Origin of the sequence: Pseudomonas sp. CBC3, from assembly GCF_037967085.1 — a bacterium.
Taxonomy (GTDB): Bacteria; Pseudomonadota; Gammaproteobacteria; order Pseudomonadales; family Pseudomonadaceae; genus Stutzerimonas.
Window position 1 is genome coordinate 414,465 of sequence record NZ_JBANEO010000004.1, and the last position, 16,510, is coordinate 430,974.

Annotated in this window: 10 protein-coding genes; 2 read left to right on the top strand and 8 right to left on the bottom strand. The window is 55.2% G+C overall.

Annotated features, from left to right (window positions below; all coding sequences use genetic code 11):
* Positions 1 to 601: 601 nt before the first annotated feature.
* The 8 genes from V6943_RS18560 to V6943_RS18595 all read right to left on the bottom strand — a co-directional run bounded on the left by V6943_RS18560 (position 602) and on the right by V6943_RS18595 (position 15,533).
* Positions 602 to 904: a hypothetical protein gene (locus V6943_RS18560; RefSeq protein WP_340554998.1), complete on the bottom strand. Its 303-nt coding sequence runs from the start codon at positions 902 to 904 to the stop codon at positions 602 to 604.
* On the bottom strand, positions 904 to 9,669 hold the full coding sequence (locus V6943_RS18565; protein ID WP_340554999.1) for a two-partner secretion domain-containing protein: 8,766 nt from the start codon (positions 9,667 to 9,669) through the stop codon (positions 904 to 906). The genes V6943_RS18560 and V6943_RS18565 overlap by 1 nt, the downstream gene beginning before the upstream one ends.
* 45 nt (positions 9,670 to 9,714) lie before the next feature.
* Positions 9,715 to 10,233, bottom strand: a complete 519-nt coding sequence (locus V6943_RS18570) for a toxin-activating lysine-acyltransferase (RefSeq protein WP_340555000.1) — start codon at positions 10,231 to 10,233, stop codon at positions 9,715 to 9,717.
* A gap of 11 nt (positions 10,234 to 10,244) precedes the next feature.
* The gene (locus V6943_RS18575) at positions 10,245 to 12,020 is read right to left on the bottom strand and encodes a ShlB/FhaC/HecB family hemolysin secretion/activation protein (protein WP_340555001.1); all 1,776 of its coding nucleotides are present in this window, start codon (positions 12,018 to 12,020) and stop codon (positions 10,245 to 10,247) included.
* A gap of 282 nt (positions 12,021 to 12,302) precedes the next feature.
* The gene (locus V6943_RS18580; protein ID WP_340555002.1) at positions 12,303 to 12,998 is read right to left on the bottom strand and encodes an HAD family hydrolase; all 696 of its coding nucleotides are present in this window, start codon (positions 12,996 to 12,998) and stop codon (positions 12,303 to 12,305) included.
* 9 nt (positions 12,999 to 13,007) lie between these two features.
* Positions 13,008 to 13,748 carry a hypothetical protein gene (locus tag V6943_RS18585; RefSeq protein ID WP_340555003.1) on the bottom strand — a complete coding sequence of 247 codons (741 nt, stop codon included), beginning with the start codon at positions 13,746 to 13,748 and terminating at the stop codon, positions 13,008 to 13,010.
* 181 nt (positions 13,749 to 13,929) lie between these two features.
* Positions 13,930 to 14,433, bottom strand: a complete 504-nt coding sequence (locus tag V6943_RS18590; RefSeq protein WP_340555004.1) for a hypothetical protein — start codon at positions 14,431 to 14,433, stop codon at positions 13,930 to 13,932.
* Between the two features lie 368 nt (positions 14,434 to 14,801).
* Positions 14,802 to 15,533, bottom strand: coding sequence for a metallophosphoesterase (locus tag V6943_RS18595; RefSeq protein WP_340555005.1), 732 nt, complete (start codon positions 15,531 to 15,533; stop codon positions 14,802 to 14,804).
* Positions 15,534 to 15,701: 168 nt separating this feature from the next.
* Here V6943_RS18595 and V6943_RS18600 point away from each other — a divergent pair, with 168 nt between their 5' ends.
* Both V6943_RS18600 and V6943_RS18605 read left to right on the top strand, forming a co-directional pair.
* Positions 15,702 to 16,160, top strand: coding sequence for a helix-turn-helix domain-containing protein (locus V6943_RS18600; RefSeq protein WP_340555006.1), 459 nt, complete (start codon positions 15,702 to 15,704; stop codon positions 16,158 to 16,160).
* Positions 16,161 to 16,183: 23 nt separating this feature from the next.
* On the top strand, positions 16,184 to 16,486 hold the full coding sequence (locus V6943_RS18605) for a hypothetical protein (protein WP_340555007.1): 303 nt from the start codon (positions 16,184 to 16,186) through the stop codon (positions 16,484 to 16,486).
* Positions 16,487 to 16,510: the final 24 nt, after the last annotated feature.

A 16,510-nucleotide genomic window follows, 5' to 3' on the forward strand; every position in this document is an offset into this window, starting at 1 on the left:
AGTGCGTCGACCCCCTCCCCGCTGAAAGAAGATGTGGATAGACCAAGATGGGTTGGGCTCTGGTTTCTCGCTGTGCTTTGCTCATGCCCCAACCGCGAAGTGGGCGTTCGTATCGTCAACTTGCCGGAGCCTACCCCGAAGACGTGAGTTGCGCCGGCTATTGGCCAGATTCATACGAGGGCTGCAATCCCCAAACGACCGATTAGACCAAAGGCAGTCACGGCTTCAGCCCAGGTGGCCACAAGTTCCAGTGGCTACCGGATGCGAGGTATTAGCCGCCGACAAACTGCTGGGGTAGAAGAAAAACTTAACTCAATGTCCGGAATGAACTAGCCACTTCATTGCCCGACCGTCCTCGGATTTCGCGCCGAACACGTCGGGTACGGTCAGCATGCTGATTGTCCTTGCCTAAAGGTATTTTCATTGCTGCATGCCTCAAAGCTCCCAGCTCGACCAGACCGCTCTGCTTTTGAAAATGACACCAGCGAATCTGATTCCGGCGCATTTCGCGAACATTGTGCCGCGAAGCCCACTTACTGCTCCGGGAGCAGATTTGGCAATCGAGGAAAAACTGATGAATCCGACGAAATACTAATGCCAATTAGTATTTAAATTTCGTATGCACCTGCTCACCATGACGGTATGAAATTACAAATGCGCTCCAATTCTCGCCGCGTGCCTTAGCTGAAGCCCGAAGTTTTTCGACGAGTTCGTACAGAACTGCACCATTGTAATCCGTTTCAGCGTTCGTAACTTCAACACTGTTTTTTTCGACTGTCAGCTCTTCCACAATATAGTCATCATTGACTTCAATTTCGAGCCTAAACGCGTCGTAACCGGACACAATCCCCTCATCCACAAGGGCAAATATGTCCTTAACCAATTCAAAATCTTCAGTAATCACTAACCTTGCTCCGGGTTTGAGTTGGCCGAATTTTTGAACGTAACGGTTTTTTGTCGCCCATCGATGGTGTACGTCACCCGTAGCGCATCTGGCCGTATTGTAGCACTGTCTTTACGCACGAAAACTATCGTCGTTGGCCCCACTACCTTTGTAGGATCATTCAGTGCTTTTCTGATGACGTTTTCGTAAAAAACCTTATAACTGGAATTATTGAAATTTTTGTCCTGCGGAAAAAGATTGTATCCGTCACAAGTGCCACCTTGGCTACAAGCTTGGGCATGGCCACCAACATCCGTTTCCAGGCCTTGTTTTCCAGCAGCGGTTTGCCTCGGATCCCTAGGTACCTTCGTATTCGTTGGTGTGAATGTAAGCTCTTCGACATGCCCTTCACTATTCGTTTTGAATGAGTTTCCATTGTCGAGGTCATAACGAGTATCAGGGCTTCGAGCGCTGGGATTGTTCAGTATGTCGTATTCAACTGAACCCTTTACCGAATTTTTTGTTTCGATTCTAACTATGGTTTCGTTAGAGCCGACTTTGCCCGCGATCCATTTCCCGCCGACTTTTACCGCCTTCATGCCGTACTTACCGACATTGCCAGCGATAACCTGTGCTATGTATTCTTCGCCCTTTTCAGCTGCTAGCTGCTCTAACGTTTTTTCACCAGCGCGAACTGCTTGGATATCTTGATACGCATCGTAGGCGGTCATTCCTTTGTCCACCAGCCAAGCAGCGCCGATGATGACTGGCACCCAGAATGCGTTGTTTTCAGCCTCGATCTGAGCGGCCGTATTGGCTATAGCCACTTCGCCGCCTGAGGCCGCAGTGATACCGGAGATAAGGGAGCTAACAAGGTTCTTGCGCGCCTCTTTTTCAGCCGGGGTGAGCGCCCCTCCCGCTTGGCCCGTTACCTGTTCAACCAAGTTGTTTATGACAACACTAGAGGCTGCACCCAATGCACCGCTCCCGCAGTCAGCGCCCTGTGCGGCGGCTCCGGCACATGCAACTACTGCATGCAATGCGGTACGGGCGACATCGGAGTCCAGGCGGTCTGCGATGATTTTGACTTCTTTAGCTGCCAGCCCTTGCATATAGTTAACCGTGGCCGCTTGCAGCATGCTTGCACCGCTTCCAGAGATGTTCCCCCCAGCCGCGGCAGTCAGCGCTGTCAATACTGCTCGACTGGTACCTCCAAATTCCCAGGTTTGGTTGTCTTTTAATGTCTGGGTGAGGTGCTGTATCAACGCCGGATTTTGCTGATCGCTAGGCTTTTGCCGTTCCTTATCCAAGTCCTCCTTCGCCGCTGTCGACTCTTTGGCCTTATTATCCAAGAAGGTGCCAACTTCACGCGTAAAGGAGCCGGCAATTTCGAAACCAGCCCGGATCTCTTCTTCGTTGAAGATTGGCTTTAGTGCATTCGAAGTATCGCGATCACTCGAAACGTCGCGGTTCAACGATGCCACCGTCTGCTCTGCGGTGGCGCCTGTCAGGGCCAGCTGACTAGCGTCGTCCCTGATTTCTATTGTCGCACCGCTTATACCGCTACGGGTGGTACTGCTCGCGCTGTCCTTGGCGGCAAGCACCACAGGCAACGTAGAACTGAATCCACCTTCGTTCGGCAAAGTTGTCCCTGGAGTCTGAGCGGTACCCGCCTGCGCATTGCCCTGCTGATCCTTCCCGACGTCCCCGCCAAATCCCCCACCCAGGCTGATACTGCTACCGCTGTATTTCGCGCCGTTCTCAATGTCACGGGTCGTTAGCGTGGCCGTACTGAGCGTGTTACGACCGTCCTGGATGGCCTTGTCGGAGCTCGTGATGACCGCGCCTGCCAGGTCGGTATTGCCACCCACCCGGATCTGGAATCCGTCATCGCCCGCCCTGATGCCGGACTGCTCGGTGACGCTTGCAAACTCGGAATTGATGTCCGTCTTGCCGATATTTCCGGATACGGAACTTGCACCATAGCAGAACGGCGGGATGCACAGACTCACGCCTACGCTCATGCTCTTCTCATCGACCTTGTAGGTGCTAGTGTCCTGCAGGCTCTCGATGTTCAGGTCGCGCCCGACATCGGCAATAACCTGCTTGCCGGTCGCAACGGCGCCCTTGAGGTTAGTGTCTCGCCCTGATTTCAAGGTCAAGGCGTTGCCGGCGTCTACACGCGCGTTGGTGTGGGTAACATCCTCTCCGTCACTTTCGCCCCGGTTGCCAGCAACGCCGAGATTGAAGGAAATTCCGTTCTGACTTCCGCCAAACGAGATCCCGATTCCGACACTGGCATTGCTTCCCTCGCTATCGCTTTTCTGTTCAGCGCTATCTTTGGCGGCGAGCAGATTGATATCGCCCTCAGACACGAGGGTTGCATTGTTCCCCGCCTTGATCTGGCTGCCACGAACAGTGATGTTGCTGTCATCGCCGGCCCCACGGGCATTCAACGTCACGTCATTGCCCGCAGCAACAGTAGAAGCCGCCGACGTGTCGCTCCGCTGAGTGACTGTGTTTTCGCTCTTTTGAGCACCTAGGGAAATACTGATGTTGATTCCGCCGGCTTGCGCCGGATTCTGGGCGACGGCGGTGGCAGCGTTGTTTGCAGACAGCGCGGTCGTGGCCAGCGCCAATGCTTGCATACGAGTGTTATCAGTTTTATCCGCTGCCTGTTTCATCTGCTCGGCGGTCTGAATCGCGCTGATCACCGGATTGGTGATCGTGATCGACACACCCGCTTGCTTGAATTTGGTCTCGCGCTCACGCTCACTGAGATTACGTGCTTCAAGAATATCGATGCGCTCGGCACTGATGTCGACATCGCCCTTGGGGGCGACCACCTGGCTGCCTATCTGGCGATAGTTTTTTCCAGCGGCAATCAAAACATCGCCGTCGGTTGAGCCGATAGTGCTGCCCACCGCTGTCCGCCGAGTCGATTCATCTTCGACGCTTTGCTGCTGGCTCCCGATCGTTACGGCGATGCCGCCACCGCTGAACAAGCCGCTCTTTTTCTCGGTCTTGTCGTGACGTTCAGCGACGCTGTCAGCAGCAGCTTCGATGTTGATGTTGTTATCGGCCACCAGGATCGTCTGTTGCGAGGAAACGACGTTGCTGCCGCGCACGTTGATATCTCGGCCGGCCTGCAGGTACGTTTGCTCACCACTAACGGTCGTGCCGGCCACCAGGGTCTGGGTGACGGTGTCTCGGGTCGTCGTGGTCTTGCTTGAGAACATCCCACTCTTGCCCTTGAACTTGTGCGCCTCGTCGGCAAACTGGTAGTTCTCGGCTTCAGTGAGATTGATGTCACGCTGCGCGTCAGCCAGTACCATCCCTTTGTCGCTTGTTACATCTGCGCCACGGGCGTTGATGTCTTGACCCGCGCTCAGCTGAAGGTCGCCGGTAGACTGAATGACAGAGCCGACCTCGGTACGGCTGGCATCTTTACGCCAGTTGCTGGCGTTCCAGACGATGGATTGCTCCTGCGTCTCTGTAACCGTTCCCAAATTGATGTCTCGACCGGCGCTAATTGCCGTTTGGCCGTTGCCGGCGTTGACCACCTGCGCTGCATCGAGATTGACATCGTTGCCTGCACTGACCTTCATGGTGCCGTTGGCGCCACTGACGAAGAGCCCTGCCACCCGGGACAGGTTTGTCCGGCTTCCTTGAGCACCTGAGCTCTCATGGGTGGTGGACGCAACAGTGATGTCCTGTCCTGCGCTTATGGACAGCGAATCCACCGCGCCGATCAGCCCGCCGAGGTTATTGAGGTTCTCACGTGCTTGAATTGATGCCTTGTCAGCCTGGATGCGTCCACCGAGGTTGTCGATATTCTGTGCAGTCAACGACATGACGCTGCGGCCAGCCAAACTGCCGCTGTTGATCACATCGCCGCTGATGTCTAGGTTCAGCTGCTGACCGGCAATCAGAGCGCCGGATCCGTTAAGATCACCCTCTTTGACGCGGACGTAAACCTGCGGCACTAGAACATTTTTTACCTCACCGCTGGCGAGTGTCACCGGCTGCTCAACTAGCCATACGATATCGCTGGTAAGCGAGGCCATTTGCTCAGCTGTGAGCGCTATACCCGGAACGAGCTGCCACTCGCTGGCTACGGTAACGGCATTGTCTATCAGCGTTCGATACTGCTGCTCGTCGCTTGCATAGCCCTCCAGAAAGCGCCGCCCAGTCAATTGCGCGATCTGCTCGCGAACAAGTCTCTGCTCGTAGAAACCATCGCCAAGACGAAGTTGGCTCTGCGCCGGATCGATTTTAAGCCGATCCAGCATGTAGTCAGAGGACAGCCAGTTCCGATAGCTTGCAAACCTTGGATCAGTCTCAATCAGAAAGCCAGTGAGTGCGCTCGGATTGGTTTTGAACAAACTATTGGTAGGCAGGTTTACCGTGTAACCGCCGGTGCGCACTTGCTCTGGAACAGCACTCCCCTGCTCGGATGATTGGGCGGCTACCTGGATGATTGATCCAACCTGATGCATAGCACCCGCATTCGCGGCGATTGCGCCAGTTGTGGCGACCTGCTGCGCTACTTGATGGCTGCCGCGCCCGGCCACCGACGTGCCAGTACCAACCACGTTGGCATTCTGTTGGTACACGGTCGGCGACAGGGATATCGATTGGATGACTTGCGCTGGGGTATAGGCTGCGTGGCTGCTGCCCTGGTCATCGCGTCCCTTCTTCTTCTTGCGGTAGAAATTGGTGACCGAACCTTCATCGGCAATGACCCTCTCACCTTGCAGCTGGGTATTAGTCAGCTGATCGATGTGGCCCTGAAGCAAACCACCGGCAATGATCCGGCTGTTGTCGTTGAGTACATCACCTGACTTGATCAGCAGGTTGCCGCCCGAGAGAATCTGCGCAGGGGCCGAGGAGACGATCCGCGTCTCTTGAATAATGCGCGTGTAGTCGTATCGATTCCAGGTATCGTCGCTCCCTTCAGGCGTGTGCAGGTAATCCACCTCGTCATGGGTTAGCCTGATCTGGTCTTTGGAATAGCGATTTGGTGACCCGGAGAGCTGGTACTCCTGCACCGCCTCCCGGCTGACCTCGGCAACGCGAGTACTGAAGTGCTCGTTGGTGTTGCGGATACTCTGCACATCCATGGAAAGGTTGCCGATCGACTCAATCGTAGCGCTCGCGTTATGGAGCGAACGGGCGCGCCCTTGCGCTTGCCCATTGGCCGTCAGCGTCTTTCCTATCGACAGATCCCCGGCGCTGAAGATCAGCGACTGTTCGCGATTGTGAAGTACGTCGGCGCCAATATTGAGTTCGTCCCGCGCGGCAATGACAGCCGCACGGCCATTCTCGTCGCTATTCAAAAGGCTAGACGCCTCAATGGACAGCTGATCGCCGTACAGCCGTCCAGTCCCCAGGTTGGTTAACGCATTGGTTTGCAGCCGAACACGCTGACCATCTATTAGGCCCCGGTTAACGAGCGAGTCACTTGTATCTACGCTCACCTGTGCCGCGCTGATTTCCCCGCTGGCGAGGTTGTTCAGGGATTTGGCGCTAAGCAGCAAACTGTTACCTGCCACCAAGCGGCCGCTGTTGCTTAGTTCGCCCCCAACGCCCAGATCAAGCTGATTGTTCGCCTGTAGCAGACCGCTGTTGATCAACCCATTGCGGCTGCGCAACGTCAGGTCACCGAGGCTCAAGGCTCGGCCGTTGCCCGAAAAGTAGGCGGCGTTGAGCGATAGGAGATTGCCTGCTATTAGGGTTCCGGCGGTGTTCGATACGGATAGGCGCTGCAAGCTGGGGTCGCGGTCACTGACCTTCAGCTGCGTGCCCCCCGAGATAAGACCGCTGTCGTTGTCGACGGACTGGCTGGCACCGATCTCAATTGATTCGTCTGCCCGAATTGCCCCGGACTGGTTTATAACGCTGTCAACGGCCAGGCGCATCGAACGCCCCTCGATGCCGGTTTCGGCTCCTGAGGTAAGGCTGTTATCTAGTTTGGCAGTCTCTAGATCGAGGTGACTGCCCGAGCGGATCAAGCCGCCGGTGTTTTTGATTTGTTGGATTATTTCCAGAGTAATGTTGCTGCGCGCCTGGATCGTGCCCGACTCGTTGTCTAGATTGGAGCCTTGGATACGAACGCCGGCCTCACCAATCACTTGCCCGCGGTTTATGACGCTTGTTGCGCCAAGGAGTACGTCCTCCCTGGCCGCAATAAAGCCTTTATCATTGAGGATGTGTGCGCTCAGGATTTGCAGTTCGCCCTGACTGACAATACCTCCGGCGTCACCTGAAGCCGCGTTAACAAGCCGGTCGGCACCCGTGTCTAGGTTGAGGTCGCCCGCCGATTGGATCAGTCCTCCGACATTGAGCAACTCACCGCTTTTGGAGACCAAGCCCGCCTGGGCGTTGATCGTTCCTCCGCCGTTGTCCAGGCGTGCAGCGTGGGCATCCAAATCCAGGTGATTCCCGCTAATGGTTCCCTTTGCATTGTCGATACCGGCGGCGTTCACGCTGATGTCGCCAGCAGCCTCCAGCCGGCCGGCCGCATTTCCCAGCTTTTCCTTCACGCTGATCGTCAGATCCGACTCCACGGAGCCAATAGCGCCTTGCTCGTTGGTCAGTCGCTCGGTTGTAAGCGTGACGTCCTTCTTGGCCGCCACTGTGCCCTTGGCGTTATTCAGGTCATCGGCTACAACAACCAGAGTATCCGCTGCACTAAGCGTGCCCCCGCCGTTGCTGAGAGATTCAGCGGTCAGGGTGGCGGTACCGCTTGAACCCAAGATCCCCTTGGTATTGACGACCGATTCCTCGGCTCCAATGACTAGGTTTCCACCATCGGTGGTCAGGATCTTGCCTTCGGTATTATCCAGCGTTCTGGCTTCCAGGGTTGCAGGGCCGCTGCTGCTGATGAGGCCTCCGACGTTATTCAGGCTGCCTGTCGCGGTGATGCTCAGCGGCTTGTCGCCTACCTGCAGCATCTTCCCGTGCCGGTTGCTGAGATCGCCTACCTGAAAAGAAATCCCGCGGCCTTGGGTTACGCCGCTATCAAGGACAACGTCGTTTGCCTTTACCTGGAGCGAGCCGTTGCTCGCCAGCAATCCCTGGGAGCCATCAAACGATTCGGTCTGAACATCCAGCAGACCGTTGCCCGCATGTTCGATGCGGCCCTTCGTGTTGTCTATATCAGCCGCGCCAATACGAAGGTCAGTACCGTTACTCGCTATTCGCCCATCTTGGTTATCCAGCGCGCCGGCAACTTGTATCGTCGTAACATCCGTTCCGGACTGCACGATTTGGCCACCATGGTTTGACAGTGTTCCTGCATCAATACTGAGGGCATCCGCTGTGATTCTTGCCCGATCTGTGGCCATGGACGAGGACGCGTTCGCTGACAGGCGCTTCGAAGCGTCCACGGTGCTGCCTGATAGATCGAGTTGGCCTGATTCGATCTGGATGTTCTTGGCCCGGATCTGGCTCCCGCTAACGTCGACATTTACACCCTTTGCGGTGATATCACCACCGGCCAGACTCTGCCCATTCGCCTTGATTTGTTCGGCCGTAAGGACAAGGTTACCCGTCTTCCCCAGCCCACCGTCATCAGTCAGTCCCGCTGCAAGGCTCGAGTCAGTATCGCTGTCGATTGCCTTGGCGCTGACGTTAACGTCACCTTGAGCCGCGATGGTGCCGCTGTTGGTGACATTCGCGCCGCTCTCCACTGTTACGTGGCCCTTGGCGTACAGCGACCCGCTGTTCTCGATTGCGGCATGGCTGCCTAACCGCGTAGAAACCGCACTGCTGATCGTGCCGGCATTCTGTATCTTGCCGTCTGCACTGATGGCGACATCGCCAGCCATGGCGCCAATCTGTCCGGCGTTGCGAACCCCCACGCCTGACTCCGTGCCGATCAGCATAATTTTGCCGGCGTACATCCCGCCCAATTGAGCCACGTCAATTGCAACGCTTGGCTTGTCCGCGGCGTTATCGGCCAAAGGCTTGGGTTGTGTATTGTCCGAGTTGACCTGATTCCGCCCGGCGGTGACCTTTAGATCGTTTGCCCAGATCCCTGCATTGACCTCAACCGCACGAGCGATCAGATTGGTGTAGTCGGATTGAGCTGTGTCGAGCCCTTTTCCCTCGATTCGAAGCGTCCCTCCTTGCACTTCAAAACCAGTGATGCGCCCATTCTCCATCTGTGCCCGGCCGGTACTGAGCGTGGCACGTTCGGCATTGATGAAACCGCACCCGTCACAGGTGATTCCAGCAGGATTGGCAATGATGACTTCCGCACGCCGTCCCGCCACTTCGGTATAACCGCGCAGTTGGCTGGGGTTGGCCGCATTCACCTCGTTGAGAATGACCCGAGCGCTGGTCTGCCCTAGTAGCGGGTTACCCTCAATCCATCCACCGAGTTGCGTCTGAACACTGCGGTTTGAGTTGTTGAGGATGACGCCCTTCCCATCCACATCGAACCGGCTGTAGGTGTTTCGCGATACACCGGCCGCACTGGGCGCGCGGATATTGACCTGGGGTGTGCCGTTGGCACTGCCGATGATGCCTGGCTGTTGATTCGATGGCGCAGTTGAGTCCGCGACCACACCAGACGCCCAGGATGGCGTACTGAGAACGGCAACAAGCCCGAGAGCAGCCATGATTGCGAACCGGACGCCGCCGATGACTGCGACGCACGGGGTTCCAACAGCACCTTCAGACGCTCCGGGTGATTTTCCCTGGCTGCTCACATTTTCGGCCACCACCATCAGCAGCCCACGAGCCTTGTTGAACACAACGCGGTAGAGGTTCTTATTCATTGCAATTCCGTTTGCGGTACTACACCGCCAAGATCGAAAACTGGGTTAAAGGGCGACAGCCATTGGCCGTGCAGCGAACCACGCGTTTGCCTGCTCGCGTGTCACGTTGCTTCCTTTGAATGTCTTAACGCGCGCGCCACGGCTCTCCCCTTGGTGATGCAGGGAGCGCATGCATACATTGGCGAACAGATGACGTTGAACCAGTCGCCGAAAAGCGGCGGAGTGACCAAATGGTGCAATCCAATCCTCAATCCACACGCGGTCACCACTGTTCCAGTCCTCTTCCGAGAGCATGAGCGGCGAGTTCTTGAGATATCGCGCTTCGCTCTCTTCGCTCAGATTCAGCCAGGAGAGATAAAAAACAGGCTTACCTGCTTCACTGCCAAGCATGAACTGGCGATGCTTGATCGCAGGAAGCAACACGGCTGGAAGTGTGTGAAGGGGGGCGTCACGATGCGTATCCGAATGCATCCAGAGCCAGGTGATAGCTCCCAGTGCACTCGCCTCAATCCATGGCTCATCAATCAGCCCTGGGGCCATGATCTCAAAATTGTTGAATTGCATGCTGACGGCTCTCAGAACGAAACAGACACGGTGAAGGCGCTGGTGACATGGTCGGTTTCAAAGCCACTGGGCTTCTTCAGCGGTGTGCCCCAAGACCAGTCGTAGTACAGCCACTTGTAACCACCCCTGATGCCAGCAACGGCGCCCATCAGGTAGTTGCCGATCAGGTACTCGCTGGAAGGGCCACCGACACGTCCGTAATCAATCCCGGTATAGAGTTCCTGCCCGGTAGCGCCCAAGCTCAGTCCCAGCTCGTTGCGCAGCGTCCAACCGCGGTCAGCAGAAAGGATGGTCTCGCCGTCGAACCCACGAACCGTGTAACGCCCCCCGATCGAGAAGCGATCCTGCGGAACCAGTGGTGTTCGATTCCATTGCGCACGCCATCCGCCGATGTAACGAAGCTGCTGCCCGTACATCTCGAACGGAACCTGCAGTTGGGCGCTAGCTGTAATGATCTTGGAGCGGGACGTGCCTTCACCGAACTCTTCCTCGGGCGCCGAGAGAGACGCGCGTGCGCCTGTTCCACGCCGGTAGGCCGCACTGAGCTCTAATGTAGAGGCACCGATGTACTCGCGGTGATTGAGCCCGCCCTCCCAACCGGACATACGGCGACGCTGGATCTCAATCTCGGTGTCATCAATGAAGTTTTCTGAAGAGCGTGTCCACAGGCTGCTCCATGCACTGGTCTTACGTAGCGCGTCTCGGTAGAGAATACGGGAGAGTCGAAGCTCGTTGTTCCGACTTTCCCCGCGGTAGAGGTAGGACTGATTAACCCCAGCCACAGACTGGTGGTAGTCGTATTCACTGCCGGTCAGTCCAACCGTCCAGTAGCCCAAAGGCAACGAATAATGCAGTGTGCTGCCTTTGGATCCCCGATTGCCTGACTCACCGCCGCCGAGGTCGTGAGTGAAGCTGGCATAGAACAAATCATTGAGTGAAAGGACGTTGTCGAGCGACAACGCTACGTTACCTTGATACTTGCCCGTCCCTTCGCTGCCAGAATTGTCGACCGAGAAGCTCACCCGCGCGGGAAGCTTTTGCCTCCAGGCGATCACCACATCGCTTTCGCCTGGTTTGGCGTTCGCAGCCTGTGCAGGTGCGATCTGGATATCAGCCTCCACCGTAGGCACACGCTTGAAGTTCTCCAACGCCTGTTCTATGTCGCGCAAGTTGAGAAGATCGCCTGACGATGCAGGCATTGCGTTCCAGGCATTAGCTCGAAAGCTCGTGCCTTCGGCAAACCTGATGCTGGCGATACGGCCAGGAATTACCGTAAGAACGAGAACGCCACTTTTTAGGTCTTGGGCTTCTGCAAGAATCCGCGTAGTCACATAGCCGCGCTCGATGATCGCGTTCTGAATACGCGTCATCGTGAGATTGACCCCGCCAGCACCAAGGCACTCCCCGATGGCGCGATCATAGGCCGGATTGGCAGCGGTCAACGCCCAATGGAATTGATCAGAGGTCTCCCCAATCAGCCGAATATCATTGATGGGAAAACAAGGCACCTCGCCGATTGGGAGATCGCCTCCCTGAACGATTGGTGCTTCAAGCCGCACATCAGGGCGGGCTTCGAGCTGCTCTTGCAGAACGCGCTCGCGCTCACGTTGACGCAGAAGCTCGTCCTCCGCGCCTGGTACCTGCGCATAAGCATGACTGATCGCCGTTGCGAGCAGAACGGCGCTGACAAGGACTGGAGCGTGGCGGCTGCCATAAACGGATTTTACAGGCCGGTATGTAGGGACATCCTTCGAAATCCGCACGCGGCGAAAGCCAATGCACTGCATGGCACATCCCTGTTGGCCAAAATGAGCCGCGATCCTATGAAAAGGTTCGGTATCCGACAACGATGCATGTCGCGGAACATGACAAAAGTCTCCATTCAGCTAATCTTTCTGACAGATTCTCGCGGTGGAATCCGTTAGAGCCGGAGCTGACTGTTACTTTCACGCACCTGGGTTCAAGGTAATGCTGGAATAGAAGCGGATTCGTTATCTCGGCTAATACCACGCCGGTATAAGTTGCGAACGTCCAAGCAACATTAACCGCGAGCAGACTTAACAGCGCGATCAAACACCCCCTAACAGCACCGCCTGCGCAAAGTCGAGTAGGTTGCTGAAGCCGCTAGTCCCCGCACGATTCAGATGAAACCCTGCAATCCCAGCGGCCCTAGCCCCATCTCGATCGCAGCGGATGGAATCTCCGATCATTACAATCCGTTCGCCTCCCAGCTGGTGACCAGGCTCAACCTCAAGCATCCGACACACTGACTCATAGACGATCGGATCTGGCTTTACCGCACCGATCTCGAAACTAAAGCCATACGCGTCGACCCCAGGCAGCAACCTGCGAACGGCTGGCCCATAAGGCGCAGCCAAGTTTGAGCACAAACCAACTTTTAGCCCAGTTGCCTGCAGCATGTGGATTGCCTCAAGGGCATCTTCATAGAGCTTCAGGCTCGATAGTTCCTCTGTTAGCAGCCCCTCCAGGCCTTGGAGCCTCACATACCCGATAGGGATTGCCAGGCGGATTGCGGCTTCTGACAGGGTAAGGTCATGAGTCATCAAGGTCATCGCATCGTCAGGGTGCGGTCGACGTCCTCGTGTCCTTCCATGTCGTAGCAGCTGAAGGTATGGGCTACGTCGGTTTTCAATCTTGATCAACGTCCCAAAGACGTCAAAGAGCACGGCAGCGGTCTTCATGGGCATTGCTGACCTCAGCCAATCGTCGGTAAGTTTTTGATTTAGAGCGTAATATTCCACCATACGTGCTCGTCAGATCCCCAAGTCGATCTGGAACCTGAGGTCACGTAGCTCATCGTTGAGTGCTTCAGCTGGAAGCACTACCAACAAGGCAATAGCTAGATGATTCGTCGCAGATTGGGACACGTTGAATTGGCCGTCCAAAACAAGGATTGACTGCCATTCAGGCAGGTATCCCAACGACACCAGAGTGAGCAGAGACGGATCCGGACGCCGCTTCGTGCATTCGATCAGAACCTGCGTTCCCTCCTGTTCCATAAACTCGTCTCGTGCTGATTCAAGCGTGCGCTGCAGCTTGGATAGCTCAACCTTGCCTAGGGCTTGTTGGAATATCTCGAAGTTTCGATCGATCATAGGTTTTTCTGAAGTCGATACAGTGTCCTCTTGGACGGTTACTGCTCGATGCCTGCGCTGATTCGGGAGCCCGACACGGATCAGCTTCACTTCGTCTTGACCAGCAACTTCGATGTCGCTCTCGAAGTCGCGCTGGCGATCGGGGTCTATACTGAACACGAAATCCACAGGATGGATGCCGTCGGAAAAGTCCAGGTTACTCAATGGCTCATCAAAACGCCGCCAACTTGCAATCATATAGAGATTTCCAGATTGCGTTAGGAAGAGCTGATGTCCCAGTGCTTGAAAGCCAAAATTAACCGGGGAACTCATGATGCGTGTAGCGTCACGAAATCGTTTTTTCCTATCGCCATGAATCTCGCCTGATAGGTGTCCATTAATAAAATAAACATCGCTCATGACTCCCGTGACCTGCTCCCGAAAAGGCAAAGAATGCATGTTCCTTAGAGCTTTTATGACATCAAGCATTGGCACCTACTGTTTCAGGACATATTCTTTTAAGTTAGGGAATGGTAAGCAGCGAGTTTGGATTTTGTTGAAAGCTGGGCTGCGATCTTGGGCTCCAGAGCAGCTTCTGCGTTCAGTACGGTCGGATCGTTACGCCAAACTTCGCGAAGTCTTCGATGAGTCTCTTTTGACTCAGCATTGCGGGAACCTTGAAAAGGTGGCGGTACGCGTAATAGCCGATCCAGGGAACAAGGAGCAACCCAAATCCAAAGGTAGCCGTGGCTATGATTATCGACGCCGGCACTGCCGCAACGGCGAATTTGAGGCCCATCATCACGCTTGATTTGGAGAGAGCTTTGATCTCATCCAGGTCATATTCGATTTGACCGTCAGGCGTTTCGTACGCAATTATCACCGAAACATTTTTGGCAGTATTTTTTACAAACCAAACCCGTGGCCTGTCATTTACGATGGCGCCTTTAGATCTCAAGTAATCTGGTACTACTAGGTTTTTGAAATAAAAAGTCTTACCCTGCTCGTCTTCGACGCGAACACGCTTATAGATTGAAAATGAAGAGACTGAGTTTTCATACACTGAGTTTTTGATAACAACTACTTGCCTTTTCAATTCTGACATATTCTGATTATTCCCTTAACGTCAGTGGACATCTAAATGTTGCGTAGAGAATTTTTCACACTAATCCCGAATGGGAAAGCGTGGGTCGGTATTCAGACACCAGGACGTAGTAATCGCGCCCGTTAGTACTTTGCATCAAGCTAAATTCACCACGAGCTGCGACTCTTCGTAGCGGAGGAGTTACTGCCGTCGCGCCGTTCTCGATCGCCCCCGCGCGATCGAGATAGACTGATGCGGTAAATCGATCGCCCACCCGCGCAGCGTTAATCAGATAGGCGTCGACGAGCACATCCCAATTTAAGCGACTTGCCCGCATAACAGCGGCGGGTATTGGTTTTCCTGCTTGCACAGCAACTCCTATTGATTCTTTAGAACTCAACCACGAAGGCTGGGTTAAAACCTGTCTCTTCACCGGGATAGCCTCTAGGGTTGGATAGCACTCGGCACCCCAAAATATCGGTATCAACAGCAAAGTGGGTGTGGCCGAACACCCAGAGGTCAGCTTGCTCCACAAGCTTCGGCCAGTTGTTCGCATAGGAAGCACTAAGGTGGCCCTGATACTCGTCGCTTAACACCCCAGGAAGCGGAGCATGATGAGTGACCACAACTGTTTTGCCATCAAAAGGCTTAGCCAACTCACTATTCAGCCAGTCGTGGGAAATACGATTTAGCTTGATCACGTCATCGGGGCGAAGCCTTCGATAGCTCTCCTCAGTGCGTATTTGCCTGAAGTCATTCATCTCCCGCCAAGCTGTGAAGCTCGCCGCGACTGGATTCCCTGTAAGCGAAAAGTCTGTCCACGCGGTGGTGCCCAGCAAGCGGATGCCCTTCCAAACGAACGCTTCGTTCTCCAGAAGGCAAACGTGCGGGGCTGCGGCGTCTTTCATCTTTCGCCAAGTTCGATGGAGGTGACCCGAATAAAACTCATGGTTCCCAGCGATCAGTACTACTTGGCATTTAAATACGTCGTTCGCCCAATGAACTGCCTTCGCACCCTTGCCGATATCACCAGCCAAGACGACCAGGTCGACATCGATATCGGGCGGTTCAAAGCCAGCTCCAAACTCAAGATGGAGGTCGGAATAAATCAAAACTCTCATGCTGAACTGCACCGGTTGCTATTCGCGAATAAGGCATAAATTGCTCCACGCCCCTTAAGGAAGCCCCGCCCGTTGCAGCATCAGACCGATCATCCCGTGCTGTTGAATATATACATTTGTGCGGGACAACTCAAACACGGCATATAGTTGCATTTGCAGGAATGCCACATGCTGCTCCGCCAGGCCCTAGCCGATGCCTTGCTGTTGCTCCGAGCACGCAAAGGGGTCACTCAACGCAAGCTTGCTGCCGAGCTAGATCCCTCTCAGATTAGCCGGCTGGAAAGGGCCCAAAACGCAGCCACCCTGGAGTCCATCGATCTGCTGGCCCAGGCGATGGAGATTCAGCCCCTTACATTGCTCTCGCTCGTGTATGCGATCAAAGCAGGCTCGACTCCACATGACGCTCTGAAGCTGGTCATCGAGGAACTCGCACAGCATGAGTACCTTGATGCTCGCGTTTCATCACTGGTGCCCGCCCCTGTACACCCGCTTAGGGCCAGAGGCCATGAAACCACCAGAGCAGTCCTGAAGCTCAAAAGCCAGGGTCTCAGCCAAGCTGAGGCTGCGAGAACGCTTGGCATCTCGACGTCGACGGTTGGCCGGCATTGGTACAGGTCTACAGAGTAAATATTTAAGATGTAGATGAGCGAATGAATCGCACGGAAGAAAGGCTGGTGTGGGCTCGTGCCCTGGAGCTGGACTTGGGCGATTGCGATATCCCTCGCCTTGCTAGTCCTGAAGGTATGTCGGAAGTCACGGGCATGCTCTTTACCAACATCAAGCAAGGGAGACGCCCGCTTTCTTGTGACTTCCGCAGGTTCAATCGTGAGCATCTTCAGGCCCTGAAATCGCTGAGGTTTCTAATCGCGGGCGAAATTCTTAGTCACGTGCCAAATGACGGACTAACAGCCAGGCTTTCCGAGATCAAGCTTCAACGCGATGTAGGGCTGTGACGGCAGCAAGCGGTGAAGCGTTGC

Coding starts and splice junctions, on each gene's coding strand:
- V6943_RS18575 (WP_340555001.1), bottom strand. CDS start 12,020: ATGCAGTGCATTGGCTTTCGCCGCGTGCGGATTTCGAAGGATGTCCCT.
- V6943_RS18595 (WP_340555005.1), bottom strand. CDS start 15,533: ATGAGAGTTTTGATTTATTCCGACCTCCATCTTGAGTTTGGAGCTGGC.
- V6943_RS18590 (WP_340555004.1), bottom strand. CDS start 14,433: ATGTCAGAATTGAAAAGGCAAGTAGTTGTTATCAAAAACTCAGTGTAT.
- V6943_RS18570 (WP_340555000.1), bottom strand. CDS start 10,233: ATGCAATTCAACAATTTTGAGATCATGGCCCCAGGGCTGATTGATGAG.
- V6943_RS18580 (WP_340555002.1), bottom strand. CDS start 12,998: ATGGTGGAATATTACGCTCTAAATCAAAAACTTACCGACGATTGGCTG.
- V6943_RS18565 (WP_340554999.1), bottom strand. CDS start 9,669: ATGAATAAGAACCTCTACCGCGTTGTGTTCAACAAGGCTCGTGGGCTG.
- V6943_RS18600 (WP_340555006.1), top strand. CDS start 15,702: ATGCTGCTCCGCCAGGCCCTAGCCGATGCCTTGCTGTTGCTCCGAGCA.
- V6943_RS18585 (WP_340555003.1), bottom strand. CDS start 13,748: ATGAGCGATGTTTATTTTATTAATGGACACCTATCAGGCGAGATTCAT.
- V6943_RS18605 (WP_340555007.1), top strand. CDS start 16,184: ATGAATCGCACGGAAGAAAGGCTGGTGTGGGCTCGTGCCCTGGAGCTG.